This window comes from Alicyclobacillus tolerans (assembly GCF_048984885.1).
Lineage (GTDB): Bacteria > Bacillota > Bacilli > Alicyclobacillales > Alicyclobacillaceae > Alicyclobacillus_I > Alicyclobacillus_I tolerans.
The window spans coordinates 2,386,441-2,400,413 of sequence record NZ_JBMGNK010000002.1 but is presented as its reverse complement, the minus strand read 5'-3'; the positions used below and the strand labels follow the sequence as shown (position 1 = coordinate 2,400,413).

17 protein-coding genes are annotated in these 13,973 nt (G+C 47.9%); all 17 read left to right on the top strand.

The genetic code is table 11. The features are described from left to right. Positions 1–3 precede the first annotated feature (3 nt). Positions 4–228, top strand: coding sequence for a hypothetical protein (locus ACOJUR_RS12185; protein WP_420950133.1), 225 nt, complete (start codon positions 4–6; stop codon positions 226–228). Positions 229–516: 288 nt separating this feature from the next. After that, the gene (locus ACOJUR_RS12180) at positions 517–2,787 is read left to right on the top strand and encodes an SNF2-related protein (protein ID WP_420950132.1); all 2,271 of its coding nucleotides are present in this window, start codon (positions 517–519) and stop codon (positions 2,785–2,787) included. Between the two features lie 12 nt (positions 2,788–2,799). After that, the gene (locus ACOJUR_RS12175; RefSeq protein ID WP_420950131.1) at positions 2,800–3,063 is read left to right on the top strand and encodes a hypothetical protein; all 264 of its coding nucleotides are present in this window, start codon (positions 2,800–2,802) and stop codon (positions 3,061–3,063) included. A 95-nt stretch (positions 3,064–3,158) separates the two neighbouring features. Further along, a complete protein-coding gene (locus tag ACOJUR_RS12170; protein ID WP_420950130.1) occupies positions 3,159–4,100 on the top strand; it encodes a hypothetical protein in 942 nt (313 codons plus the stop codon). A gap of 12 nt (positions 4,101–4,112) precedes the next feature. Further along, a complete protein-coding gene (locus ACOJUR_RS12165) occupies positions 4,113–5,315 on the top strand; it encodes a hypothetical protein (protein ID WP_420950129.1) in 1,203 nt (400 codons plus the stop codon). A gap of 84 nt (positions 5,316–5,399) precedes the next feature. Next, complete coding sequence (locus ACOJUR_RS12160) at positions 5,400–6,929, top strand: fibronectin type III domain-containing protein (RefSeq protein WP_420950128.1); 1,530 nt, start codon at positions 5,400–5,402, stop codon at positions 6,927–6,929. A gap of 14 nt (positions 6,930–6,943) precedes the next feature. Further along, positions 6,944–7,453, top strand: a complete 510-nt coding sequence (locus ACOJUR_RS12155) for a hypothetical protein (protein ID WP_420950127.1) — start codon at positions 6,944–6,946, stop codon at positions 7,451–7,453. Between the two features lie 13 nt (positions 7,454–7,466). Beyond that, entirely contained in the window at positions 7,467–7,763 is a 297-nt protein-coding gene (locus ACOJUR_RS12150) for a hypothetical protein (protein WP_420950126.1), read from the top strand. Positions 7,764–7,765: 2 nt separating this feature from the next. Continuing rightward, positions 7,766–8,107, top strand: coding sequence for a hypothetical protein (locus ACOJUR_RS12145; protein ID WP_420950125.1), 342 nt, complete (start codon positions 7,766–7,768; stop codon positions 8,105–8,107). Between the two features lie 4 nt (positions 8,108–8,111). Next, a complete protein-coding gene (locus ACOJUR_RS12140) occupies positions 8,112–8,603 on the top strand; it encodes a hypothetical protein (RefSeq protein WP_420950124.1) in 492 nt (163 codons plus the stop codon). Positions 8,604–8,615: 12 nt separating this feature from the next. Then, positions 8,616–8,984 (top strand): hypothetical protein, encoded by a 369-nt coding sequence (locus tag ACOJUR_RS12135; protein WP_420950123.1) that lies wholly within the window; start codon positions 8,616–8,618, stop codon positions 8,982–8,984. Between the two features lie 17 nt (positions 8,985–9,001). Continuing rightward, positions 9,002–9,928 carry a hypothetical protein gene (locus ACOJUR_RS12130; protein WP_420950122.1) on the top strand — a complete coding sequence of 309 codons (927 nt, stop codon included), beginning with the start codon at positions 9,002–9,004 and terminating at the stop codon, positions 9,926–9,928. 4 nt (positions 9,929–9,932) lie between these two features. After that, positions 9,933–10,634, top strand: a complete 702-nt coding sequence (locus ACOJUR_RS12125) for a hypothetical protein (protein ID WP_420950121.1) — start codon at positions 9,933–9,935, stop codon at positions 10,632–10,634. Between the two features lie 6 nt (positions 10,635–10,640). Next, positions 10,641–11,396 carry a hypothetical protein gene (locus ACOJUR_RS12120; RefSeq protein ID WP_420950120.1) on the top strand — a complete coding sequence of 252 codons (756 nt, stop codon included), beginning with the start codon at positions 10,641–10,643 and terminating at the stop codon, positions 11,394–11,396. Beyond that, on the top strand, positions 11,393–12,001 hold the full coding sequence (locus ACOJUR_RS12115; protein ID WP_420950119.1) for a hypothetical protein: 609 nt from the start codon (positions 11,393–11,395) through the stop codon (positions 11,999–12,001). The genes ACOJUR_RS12120 and ACOJUR_RS12115 overlap by 4 nt, the downstream gene beginning before the upstream one ends. Positions 12,002–12,012: 11 nt before the next feature. After that, positions 12,013–12,234, top strand: coding sequence for a hypothetical protein (locus ACOJUR_RS12110; RefSeq protein WP_420950118.1), 222 nt, complete (start codon positions 12,013–12,015; stop codon positions 12,232–12,234). Between the two features lie 21 nt (positions 12,235–12,255). Then, a complete protein-coding gene (locus ACOJUR_RS12105) occupies positions 12,256–13,965 on the top strand; it encodes a hypothetical protein (protein WP_420950117.1) in 1,710 nt (569 codons plus the stop codon). Positions 13,966–13,973: the final 8 nt, after the last annotated feature.

Genomic DNA, 13,973 nt, shown 5'->3' with positions numbered 1-13,973 from the left:
CAAGTGATCATTACAGACGCGACGATCAACGGCTCGACACTTTTCATCACCACCAAGAGCGGTAATGGGTTGGTGAGCAAGTATGCCATCCCTTGGTCCACAGCACAAAACGAAGGGATACCTGGTGTTTTGAATGCTATTCAATCCGTTGGCTCCCAATTTGACCAGACTTCCGTTCCTCAATGGGTACAGCAGTTGATTGGGCAGTACGTGCCAGGCACGAATTGACGAAATTGTTTCGGTGAAGGTGGTGATCATATGCGGGTGGCATTTCCGCTTTTGTTGAAGTCGGAAGGAGAACGTTGGATAACGATTCATCCGCACGGAAAAGGGGCAGTTGGGAAGTACGGCGACAAGGACTATCGCCGCATTAAGATCGATGCGTCAGGAACGATTGTTGGTGGATCGGTCCCGAAAGAGCTTCAGGGCCAGAATATTAGAGAAGCGTGGCGCAAGGCGAAATCTCCACATCCTCATTTATCTCGTCATTTGACTGAGAGGAATGTTGCTCATGATATGAAGCTCATTCCAGAGACCGGTCATCACGAATACACAATTGGCGAAGGTGTACAACACACCAAAGATAAATTCGGACGACCTACGGCAGATGTAGGGACTGTAAGATTCCAAAGTCCAAAGAAAATGCACTTCGATGGTGGAGAGCAAGATTGGGTACACGTTTATAGTAACTTCGAAGACAAGGATAAGCTCAAGCGCATGGGCGCACGTTTCGATGGGAATAGCAAGGGATGGTATATACCTGTTAAAGATATTCCTAATGTAGCGAACGCCTTTGCTCACGCAACAATCACATCTCAAGCAGCCAAAGCCTATGAAGAAGCACTTGCTCATTCGCCGGAAATGCCAGCTAAGCAACAGACGACTATTGTGTCCAAAGACACTACGGGGCCAGTTACTTTTGATTCTAAATATGATCCTGCATGGAATGGTGAAATGCCACAGGACATGAAACACGTGAATCTATACGAGCATCAGAAGGCAGGCGTTGAGTTTCTCCTGCACAACAAAAAAGCAGTATTGGGTTATGCTGTCGGTCTTGGTAAAACGCCGACCGCGATTACAGCGGCGAACATTGCTATAGACGAAGGAAAAGTAAAACGATTCGCCGTTGTTGCGCCGTCCTCTGTAAAATATCAGTGGAAGTCCGAAGTGGAAAAATTCAGTGGACGTAAGGCGGTTGTCTTGGACAACTCGACGCCGAAACGCCTTGCACAAGCGTTCGAAGAAGCGAAGAACGCAGATTTTGTTATTGTTAACTATGAAATGCTGAGAAATCCAGAGTATGCCGAAAAAATAAAAGAACTCGCTGGAGATGCAGTCATTGCGGATGAGGGGCACAAGATAAAAAATGAAACTCAACAAACCAAGGCATGGAAAGAAACTTTTTCAGACGCTAAATATCGCTGGCTTTTGACGGCCACACCATTCCCGAATGGTCAGCCAAAAGAAACACACACGATGTTATCTCATGTCGCAGCAGATAAAGTGGGTTCTTGGAGTAAATTCGCAAAAGAGCATGCTGTAATGCAAACCTTGAATACTCCACGCGGGAAAATTATGAAACCCGTTGCCTTGAAAAACCAAGCGGAACTTAGAGAAAAGATGAAAGATGCAGTCATGTTGCGCCATCACAACAGTCCAGATGTCAACAGTAGTCTTCCATCCGCGAGACATGTGACGCACGCGCTGGATATGACAAAAGAGCAAGCGAAAATTTATAACGCCATGTCTTCTGACTTGATGAACGAGTTGGAAGGGATGGATGATATGCAGTACCGAGAAAATGCCGCGAACATTTTGGCTAAAATGAAACGTCTCGAGCAGATTGCTGTTGATCCTGATCAACTCGATCCCGAACATGCGGACATGAAAAAGCTATACCCAAAAGAACAGTGGGCGGTAGATGCTACTATAGATCATTTGGAGAACCCAGATAACCGAGGGATGGTTATTTTCTCTGATACGAAACTTCCTCTCGAAAAAGTAAAGCATGGTTTGATATCTGAAGGTCTGACACAATCTCAAATTGGTGTAATAAGCGGGGATGTCTCTCCGGAAAAGAGAACACAAATAGCGCGTTTGTTCGGCGAAGGAAAAATCAAAGTAGTGTTAGCCACGTCCGCAGGAGAAGAAGGTGTGAATCTTCAACACGGCGGCCATACCATGATTCATTTAGACACTCCATGGGTTCCAAAGTCCATTACGCAACGCGAAGGTCGGATTCTGCGTACAGGTCAACCGTCTTCACACACCACGTTCTATTCACCGACGACCAGAGGGACTGTAGAAGAAACCAAGCGCGGAAAGTTAGCTTCTAAAGTAAACGATATCGAGAAACTCCTAGGTGAAGGGGCAGCTGGGTCGGTAGCCGATAACGTGGCCGCCAGCGCAAAAGCATGGAGCAAAGAAGATTTGTTAGAGATGTTGGGGGCATTGCCAAAGGGAAGAGTGGTTAAATCCTTGCGTGATAAAAAACAATGGAGCGAAGTTAAACGAGAAAAGAAGGACAAGTACAGTTCTAAAGAGATTTTTGCCGATCCAAAGCATGACTCTTACCCTCTCACGAAATACGGCAAACCATCCCGTGAACGAACGTTAGCTGCATGGCGATATATCAACACAAGACGCGATGGTGACGAGTATAGCAAGGCAGAACGCAACCGCATCAAACTAAGAATTCGCAAGTTTGCCAAGCGGCATTTCAATCTTGACCTGAAAGATGCAGACATGAACAAGTCATTGTGCGTGTTGTTCAAAATCGGTTAAGGGAATGATGATATGAAAATACAGGAGATTAAACGTTACCGTTTTGAGTGTTCCGAGGAAGAGGTCAAATCTATTGTTATGATGCTCCAATTTTACGAAGTAAACGCGGATGAAGATGACTCCATAAGCGCTGCGGTGCGCAGGCAATTCGGAGTCCAACAGTCACCGATGGGTAAAACGGAAATTGAAGAAGAGCAGCGAGAAGGCACATTGGTTGAAAAAGCGCTCAGTCAAGCACAAGGCAAACGAAAAGGCAGAATTCGAGCAGACCAATAATCAGCGCCAAGGCGAGTGAGCCAAGGCGCTTTATTTATGCCCGTTGAAGGAGGTGAACACACACGGAGACTAAGTTCCAATTCGGCGCAACCATCATGAAAGCCGAACAAAATCAAGACGGCGATTGGATCTTCGAGGGTATCGCTTCTCTGCCAGGCAAGGATCTTCAAGGCGAGGAAGTGCTACCAGAAGGACTAGAGATTGATTATTTACTTGGCAAAGGACTTCCTCCAGGCGCTGGGGGCTATATCAATTACGATCATCAGCCAGAAACCATTGTTGGAGTTCCGTTGGATGGAAAGATTGACAGAAACGGATTCTGGATCAAGTGGAAAGCTCTAAAAACACCCTTGATGCAGAAGATCGTGGAGCAGATGAAGGCCATGAAAGAGGCTGGGTGGCCTAGGCGCTACGGAATGTCCATCGAGGGAGTTGTCAAAGAGTACGATAAAAACGATCCTTCACGGATCAAACGGGCATTCATACGAAATGTAGCGCTGACTCCAACGCCCGTCCATCCTGGCACGTTTGTGGACTTTGCAAAATCCCTTTCATCCGGAGCGCAAGTATCCTACCAGCCAATGGACGAACGGCGTAGAGCTATTCTCGGTTGGAGCCAAGATGTTGCAGATATTCGCTTGAGAAGAGTGTTGCTCAAGTCGAATAATCCATACTTTCATCGAGACGGAACCTTCCGGAAGGATCGAGAATTGGACTACTTTATGGATGTTCACGGTTTACCTGAGGCGCAGGCAGCATGGTGTGCCTGGTATGCATCCAAGCGTGAACAAACGGTGAGTAAATCTATTCAAAAACTTGCTGAGAGTTTGCGAGGCAGGCCGAGAGGCCATCCTTTGGAAATTGTGCACAGACATCTTAAAGAGTTCAAAAACAAACATCCTGACTGTCCTCATCTCACAGAGGATGGTCGCATCAAAGGTGGGTTGCGAGAAGCAGCGCACCATTTTTATAACTGCGAGAAACGCAATGGTTCGGAAGTAAACGCGATCTTAGAGATCATTCGTAACAATCGATAAGGAGGAACAAGCATGGCAAAAAACACACAGCGTACCCTGTCAGACTTTGATCGCTTGGTCGAAAGCCAATTGAAAAAGTCTGTCGTGGTTGCGCCGAAAGACCCTAACGGTGGTGCAAAACTTCCGAGGCGTCAATCGGATGCGGCGGTAAGGAAAGTGAATGGGAAAGTCCAATATCCAGCCATTTTCGACCGCGAAGCGCAACGTTCTAACGATCAGCTAGAAGATTGGGAAGAGGCAACACAAATCACCACGCAGTCTCCCGAGGATTTCGTGAACGACGACGACGATGCTCCCGAAGACTACGATGCACAGCAGTGGGAGGACAACCGCGAAGGCGAAGATGGAGTGCCTGGGGTGTATGATCCGTACACCGATGACGACGATCTGGATGACGAAGACTTAGAGTCTTTGAACCTTCCAGACGATGACGATGAGTATATCACGGTCAAGAAACATAAACGCCGCAAGGTGAGAAAATCCAATTCTGATGCACGCGGTGACATGGATGAGGATTACGTCGACTTGTCTGATGACGACGATGAAGACGGAGAATTTGATGAAGAAGATGATGAAAGTAAAAAGAAACGCAAGATGAAAAAGTCTCGCAGAGTTCGCAAATCACGCTCTGACGACGAGCCGGAATATGACGATGCGGACGATGAAGACGACGATGAGGAAGATTTAGAAAAGGTTGAAAAAAGCATTCGTCGTCGCCGACAAGTCAGAAAAGCATTGGGAGCTGATGCTATGAAGTATGTTGATGGAAACGAGTTTATCAAGTCTCTCACAGATGCGGTTTTTGACATGCAGGATCACTTGATTGCCGAAGTCCGTAGCCTCCGTTTAGAGAATCAAAAACTCCGCAAATTGGTTCAACGTGAAAACCGCCAAATGGCAAAAGCTTTGGTTTCTTCGCAGATGCAGATCGCTGGCGTGACTCCTTTAGATGCAAATTTGGCAACACCACAACAAACTTCCCAAGCTGTGCGTAAATCTGTGACAGCTTACGGTCAAGCTCCGCGCACTACCCAAGTCGCGCCTCGAAATATGGACTTGACCAAGGCTTTTGATGTTCTCGAAGAAGCTTATGTCAACGGCGGCGACCCTGTACTCTCCCGCGACATGACCATGCTCGAAAACGACGGTCTCAACGCTATTGGATTTTTGAGCAATACAGCGAGAGAGGTTTTAGCAAAGGCTAACCTTATCTAACTATCTCGCTTAATTTCATAGGCCATTTTTTCAATAACCGCCAAAATGGGCGGTTTTTTCATTCTAACGAAGGTGGTGTTTTCCTTGGCAGTAAGGGAACAAGAAGTTCAACAACTCAGCAAATCCTTGCAAATGGATAGTGGTGGTCTGTTAACAGGCACATATATGGGGGGCACTTTGAGCAATACCACGTATGAACGCTTGCAAAAAGCCTTAGTGGCTTCTCCTTCCACACCTGGCGGACCTGGAGATGGTAGTTCGCTCATTCCACAATCTTTGGCACGCACACTCAAAAACGTGTCGTTTAAGATGCAAAACATTAAATTGTGGAGAAATATTGCTAAACAAGAAGCATATGCAATGACGGAAGAATTCGATCAATTGCTCGACTATGGCACGCAAGGCGGTATTTTCACAGGGGCAATGAGTACGCCAGCAGGCAATGACTCCACCTTCAATCGTGTGCAAGTGCCCATGAAGTTTGCAGCCGTTGCATACGCAACCGACATCGCCATTATGTCGACGGAAGTCATTGGCGGTTCGGCAGAGGCTCTCCAGATCAACAACGCAACCCGTTACTTGCTCAGAGGTGTAGAACGAAATTTATTCTATGGAGACTCTTCTCTTCTTCCAAGTGCATTCGATGGTGTGAAAAAGATCGTCGAAAGCTTTGCTCAAACTTACGGTTTCAGCAATATCGTAATTGATGCTGGAGCACAGCCTATCAGCCCTGATTTACTTGAAAATGCGGCACAGGCTATCCAGGACAACGCTGGCGAAATATCCGCAGGTCGCCACAGTGTCTACATGGCTCCGATTGTACAGTCCTATTTCTCTAAAGTTTATGCTCCCGCTCAGCGCTACGGCATTGACCAACAGGCACTCATGCGTGAAGGTTCACTCAATATTGGCGTTCCGGTAGGCGGTTATAATTCCACTTATGGTTTCCTGCCTTTCGTGAACGACATCTTTTTGAACCTAGAACGTCCTGTCACGGTAACCATCCAAAATGCTCCTGCTATTCCGACAGGATTAACCGCCACGCTGAATACCAACAGTACAGAAGACCCGAATATCGCAACATCTCGCTGGCAAACACCGAGCAGCGCAACACAATATGGCGTAGGCTACAATGGCGGCCCTGTAACTTATCAGATCGCAGCCGTGAACACCTACGGGCCATCCCAAAATTCTGTTTCCACCACCACCGTAACGGTCGGGGCGGGAGAATCGGTGACACTGACTTGGAATCGAGTCACTGGATCCAACGGAGCGAATTACTACCAGATTTACCGCAGCATGAATGGAGGGGAATACTTGCCTGTTGCGCGTGTAGCGGACTCTGGAACAGGAACTACCCAATCATGGACAGACGAGAACACCCGCGTTGCAGGTGCGTTTGATGTGTTCGTGCTCAACCACGATCCAGAGGAGGGTGTTGTGTTCAAACAACTACTTCCTTTCTTCAAATGGCCTTTGCCAATTCCGGCTCTGGCTCGTTACTTCGCTGTTGCCTTAATTGGCGCGCCGATGGTGTACGTACCCTCGCGTTGTGTAATTATTGAGAACGTTCAAATCCCGAATGGCATTATTGCTCCGGTTGAGTTGACCTAATAGGGGGGAGTCCAATGAGTTGGACGATCCTCAACACGTCAACGGCTAGCATCAATGTTACGGATATCCCCATCCCGCAAGAACTTTTGCCGAATACTTCTGCCATGTTCCATCCTACGGATGTACTAACGAGCCGTATCTTGGGCGAAAACCTAGGGAACGGCTCTTTGTGCATCACGAATTTTGGAACGTTCGGTGCATCGAATGGAGCGTACTATCCTGTAACCTATCCGCTGGTCGGGATGACCACGATTAGCACGAATGGTGCGTCGAATCCGGTCACGGTAGGTGTGTTTCGTCAAGGAACCCTCATGGTCAATGTGGAGAGCCTGTCAAGTGGCGGCTCTCTCACGTTGTCGTGGGAAGACTTTGATGGGGAAACCTATTATCCGGTCGGCACGATAGGAGAAGTGACAGAGGCGGGAGCCTATGTTTTCTCTTTGCAGGAGTACGGAATTGCAGGCAGGGTTTCTTGGCAGGTGTCAGGGAGCGTGGAATGTTCGATGGCGTTGCAAATGAGATGAGGAGCGATAGGTGATGCTGAAAGTTCATGCGCCGAATATGGCTAAACTTCACAAATTACAGTTGCATGAACATGAATTGGTGTTTGATTCGCTAGGCTGGGCAAATGCCGATCATTTGAATGCAAATGAGTTAGAAAGGTTGCGGAAGTTCCATTTTGTAATCGAACAACTTCCTGACCCACAAGAAGAAACGATCTCACTGCTGGAAGATTCCATTCACGATACGGAAGAAGCATTGGAATCTTCCGAGGATGTCGAACAACCTAAAACCAATAGACGCAACCTCAACAATAAAAAGCGAGGTGAATAAGGTTGCCACTTTATCAAGAACCATCGTATAAAGACCGTTTCAGTTCTTTGTATCCAATGACCAAACCTGGCGTTCAGGGCGACTTGGTGATGGATATGTCTCTGCCTGTTGGAAGTGTCCAATTCCAGAACCTTTTGAATAATACAGGCTCTGGTACGACAAGTCCTACAGTCGGGGATGTCGTGGCGATTCCACACGGTTTGGGGTTTAAACCTAATTTTGTGACACTTACATCCACCAGTAACGGCACGGTTTATCTACAGTCCAGCAATCCTTTTGATGCAACCAATATTTATGTCCTGGGATCGGCTGCATCCTTGACATTTCTCTGGAAAGCGGAGTGATCCTATGGGGCAGTCTTTTACCTATCCCGTAGATGAGCCGTCTAAAAGACAGTGGGATTGGGTTCCTAGAGAACAAGATGCCAATGGCGGCGGACAGCAAGGAGGCAGGCTCGTCATGTTTACTTATGGCGAGTCTGTTCTCTTTAACAATCTAGCCATCACCGATACAGCGAATCATCTATCCAATCCACCTAGTGGTATCAATCCATCAGGAACGCCTTATGACCAAGTATATGCTGTTTATAAAACAGCGCTTGTGGTTTCAACACTGAACGAATCGGTGAGTTTGCAACCTATGTGGAGTCGAGATCGGGTGAATTGGTATCCCTTTGGTACGGCCACGACCGTTGCAGCATCGAGTGGTGGCGCGGTTGAAACGGCAGTGATTTCTCTCTCCACACCCAATCAATATATTCCTTATGTCGGTCTCCAGGCATCATGTGCAACCGCTCCAACAAACGGCACGATCAACGCTTGGCTAGAACGCTTAGGTTAAGGAGGTTTATGTATGCCAGAAGTAGTTTTACAACAATTTGGCGGTGATTCGACGGTAGGCTCTGTTTCTACATCCTATCCTTTTCAAAACAACTCCCTCGCAGCCTTGGCAGATTTTCTGCCGAACCAAACCTTTGCCGTAGGATCAGGAAGCATATCCGTTGCGGCGACAGGAGCACAAACGGCAACTGTAACTTTCGCGAATCCATTTTCGACTTCGGTTGATCTTGTGATTCCGTCCATCGGCAATCTCGGTGGCGCAGTGCTCAGTGGCACGGTTTCATCCTCGAACGCAACAGTTTCGGGATTTACCGTGAACATTGACGTTGCTACAGCAGGTACGGGTGACGCAACGTTCTATTATTTGGCACTCGGCCACTAATAAAGGTGGTGTGATGTATGCCCAACGAAGGCATGCGCACCTTTTCTTCGTTTCAACCTGCCTATCGGGGTGACCAACAGTTTGTCAATGGCAACCCGATTGCAGAACGCCTTACGCCTGAGTTTGTTATCACGCACTATCTCGCAGGGCTGCCACTCATCGGTACGGCAGTCCCTGCGCAGTTAGAGACCATTGTGCAACAGCGCATTGACGCCTCTGTTGGCGAGTTTGAGACAAAACTGGACAGTTTCGTAGTTCCGCGCGTCATCATCGCGTGCGTAATCAACCAAACACCGCAAATTATCACTTCTATGAATACGGATGAAAATCCGTTTGGCTATGTACAGGGTCGACCTGCGATTGCAGGGCAGGACTATGATATGCTCGAAGTTCCTTATGACTATACGGCGCGGCGTTTTGAAAAGTGGTCAACGCTCAAAGCAAGACACAAGCCGATCATTAGCATCTCAAATATTCTCTATGCTTTGCCGCCGAACTTTGGAATCTTGGCCGTTCCTCCACCGTGGATTACCGCCGATCCCAACAGTGGTATTGTGCGTATTGTACCAGTTGAAGGGGCCATGGCAGTCATGAGTCCTGGTGCTGGCATGTGGCTTCCTTTCTTTACAATGGGACAGATGAACCATGTGCCGCAATTCACTCAGATGACCTATACAGCAGGCATTAGTCCGGTTCCCGATGACATGCTGGATGCAATCGCGCAATTAGCGGCAGCGAAGGTGCTTGAAACGTACAGTCTAGCGTATTACCCAGGCATACAGAGTTTCACCAACTCGGCAGATGGTTTCAACCAGTCTGTGAATTTGCGGAATGGCGGACCTTTTGCAGATGTGATCGCGATGTATCGTGGAAATGCAGAAAGTTATATCAAGGCATGGCGGTCGTCACATAACGGCCTTGGCATGGCACAGTTAGGGCGGTGATGGAGTGTCTTTTCAGTCGATATCACCGCAACCTGTCCCTTGGCTTTATCGTCAGTTATGGGATGCTCAATCGTCGGGGAATTTTGGCTATCAGGCGAAGGTTTATAAATCGGTATTATGCCCGTGCGGAAGCGAACCAGGAAAGCCCAACAACATCAATTGTGCGGCATGCGGTGGGTACGGAATACTTTATCCCGAACCTCCGCTGGAGACGACGGTTTTGATTCCGAGCATCGATCAGAACTTGGAACTGATGCAATATGGCCTGATGGAAGCAGGAGATATGGTGGTTTCTCCGATGCCTGGAACACTTCATTTCGACGATTTTGATCTAGTCATTCTTCCGTTTATCCCTGGCATTCCTACGTTCAGTGAAACGTTCCAGCGTGGAGAAGGAGCAACGGATGAATCAACCTATCGCATGGTCAATGTCGAAGGCGCATGGACGGTGGACGTGGTAACAGGCGCGAGCACGCAGTATATACCCAACCAAGACTTCACCTATGCAGGCAAAACACTTACTTGGATAGGGAATCAACCCGCGCCAGGCCAACTCTACAGCATCCGATACGGTGCACTCTTTGAATGGGTTTCGTTTAATCCGGCAAGTCCGCGTTATGCGTTTGGTCAGGATTTAGGGCAAAAAGCAGTCCTTCGTAAACGCCATATTGTACTACCGAATGCACCAAGTCTGATCGAGGGGTGAAGGGGAATGCTGGAGATTCGCGTTCAAGTCATTCCTCCGCTCTCCACTCTCGATTTTAAGAAGGTAGGTCAGGCCGTTCACGAAGCGGGAGTCATGGTGGAAGAAGTTCTGAAGGCTTCTTTAAATGGTACGGTTATTCCGGGGATGACGAGCGCTGTGAAAAGGTCCGATCTGGCTGGTTCTGTGCAACGCAGCGACTTAGGGCTTTTCGAGTTTTCTGTAGAGGCTCCGTCGGATATTGTGAGTATTGAAAATGGTAAACCTCCCTATGATATGAAACCTGGAATGATCAATGGTCCTCGATCAAGACCACTTAATGACGGAACAGGACGCTACAACATCATCCCATTCAAACACAATTTGGATGATTTGCCCGATGCGGTTGCGGAAATGGCATCCACGCTTACGTTATCGAAGATCATAGGCCAATTTATGGACGAGGAAAATAAATTGCGCAATATCTATTCATGGGGAACTGATACAGGGGATACATCAAAGTGGATGCCTGTAGAGACGAAGCCGCAAATCGGAGGCATGACTGGACCCTACATGCATAAAGCAAGCAAAGGTTCGAACATGTATCGCTTCAAGGACAACAATTTCATTACGTTTCGAACGGTGTCGTCTCATTCGTCGCCTGACTCTTGGTGGCATCCTGGCACGCCAAGTAATCCAGTGATGCAGAGTGTGGAAGATTATGTGAGACCGCATGTAGAGGCGCATATTGTATCGGCTTGGATAGAGGAGTTGGGTAGCTGGTGATCAGCCTTGGAGATAAAGCCATCGTGAATGTGCTCAACGAAGCCATATCCTTGTTTCGACAAAATATAAGCACCTTGGTTCCGAATATTTACGCTTTGGAAACATCAACAAATCAAGAAGAAATCTTGACTTGGTGGAGCAATCCAAAAAATCAAGTTATTGCTCAGATCGGATTTTCGCGCAGTCCGGTTACAGGATTGCAGTATGCCGTGACGACAGGTCAGGAATCACAGATTGCCAGCCGCAGATATGTGGGCAACTTTATATCTCAAACTTCAACACAACAAACCTACTCAACCACATTTGAGACCACCTATATCATTGGCGTGCTTGGCCCCAACCAGAATTGGCTCTTGTGGTCGCAAATGCTCTGTAAATGGGCACTCCTCTACTACACCAAGACGCTTGAAACTGATTACGGCCTATTTAATCAGAGAGTCGGTCTTGGACCATTGCAACCGTATCCTGACAGCATGGGAGATTCTGTTTTTCCTTTTTATCGGACAGTCACGTTTACAGCCCAACATGAGGATACGTGGGACGCGCTCCCTGTCCAGAGTGTGAGTTCAGCGTCTGTCCAAACCAACAACACAACATCCTCGTAGGGGGAGAAGAAATGCCGAAACTTAATAGTGAAAATGCACTGGCAGAGGAGAAATCAACCTCTGCTCTTTTTATGAATTTGGATGACTACTTGAATCAAAAAGAACGAAAACATGCACCCATTGAATCTCTGTCTGCTTTTGGAAGGTACTGCTATCAAAACGGCATTTGGCGAAATACAGGGGCAGATTGGGAAAAAGTTTATCAAAACTTCTTAAATTCAATTCCAGAGTAAATCGAATAGGAGGTGGTCTTTTTGCCTTTTGTGAACGGAGTCAACATGATTGCACCTGGTTCTAGCGTCAATATCAATGATCAAAACTTTCAAGCGCCTCCTTCGACTGGTGGCTACGGCATGTTGTTGATCGGGCCTGCCACAGACGGACAGCCGAACACTCCGATATCCATTACCCCAAATTCGGCAAAGTCCATTCTGAAGGGTGGAGACTTGCTGAATGGTGTAATGAATGCTTTTCGTGGTGCACAGAAAGTAGGAGGCAGTCTAAATCTTACAGTGATTGATCCAACGCCTCGCACGCAAGCCACGAGCACGATCAACAACTCTAGTGGCGCGGCATCAATCCAGTTGACCACCACGTCCTACGGCGCATTGGCTAATGACGCTAAATGGATGGTACAGGCAGGTGCGACTTCTGGATATACAGTCAGCCAAGGTTTTGATTTTGTTGGACCTGGCGGCCAGACCTACCCAACGAACACCCAAGATAACATCTCGCTCTCTGCGCTAAGCCTCTACTATACAGGTACAGCGACAGATGTTACCGCAACCGTGACAGACACCGCTTTTCAAGTTACATCGAGTGGTGGCGTATCCATAGCCAACATTGCTCTAGCCAGTGGTATGACCGTTCAATCCCTGGTGAATCAACTCAATTCCATCTCTGACTTAGTTTCATCGGTTTTAGATCCCAATCCACAGGATGCAGTAGCTTCTTTCTTTGACAATGTGACAGATGTCCCCTTATCGACATCCTCTGGATCTCCTACAGTATTTACAGCAAACGTCACAGCTGTGGTTCGCTATTTCAACAACCAAAATCTATATTTCACCGCTTCACGGGTCTCTGGCGCAACAAATTTGGCAACGTCCAACACGTGGGTATATGCTAGCGGCGGAACAACGCCTACCGCGACCAACGCAAACTGGCAAAGCGCTTATACCATAGCTCAAACCGTGCCGCAGATTACATTTGTTGCGCCTGTATCACCCTCGTATACCTTGTGGGCAATGAACGATGCACATTGCCACTACATGGCTTCCATCGGCCAGCCAAGGCGCGGTTATTTAGGAGATGCGTCAGGGCAGACTTTGTCCACCGAACTGCAACAGGTAGCGCTTCTCAATTCCAATCGTTCTACGGTCGTATGGCCCGAACAAGCAGGAGTAGACTACAACGGCAATACAACGATGTTCGCTCCATACCTGGAAGCTTGTGCTGTTATGGGTGAACGGGCGGCGACGATTCCTTATAACGCCTTGACACAGAAACCTGTGCCGTCTAACGGTATGGGCCAGACCGTCACACCTAGTATGATCGCTCAGGCGCTTGCTGGCGGTTTGGCGATTATCGCTCCGAACAATCAAGGTATTCCGGTGCTTCAACAAGATCGAACCACTTGGCTCCAGAACACCGCTTACGATAAGGTGGAAAACTCCACAGGACTGGTGGCAGACATCGTGTCCGCGGACTTGAACGATACACTCAGTCAGTTTGTTGGGCAGCCAGTGACACCTGTTACAGTAGGACAGGCACAATCGGCGATCTTTGCCCGATTGACTTATTGGTATTCGCAAGGTTTCTTGTCTACCGCTCCGAAACTCTCGGATATCTCGCTCACAGGCAGTGGAGACACGATAACGGGAACCGCAAACGCAGCCTTTGATGTTCCGGCGAACTATATCGTCTTGCAACTTTATCCCACGGCCTATGGCCAGTCTGCTTGAGGGGTGGT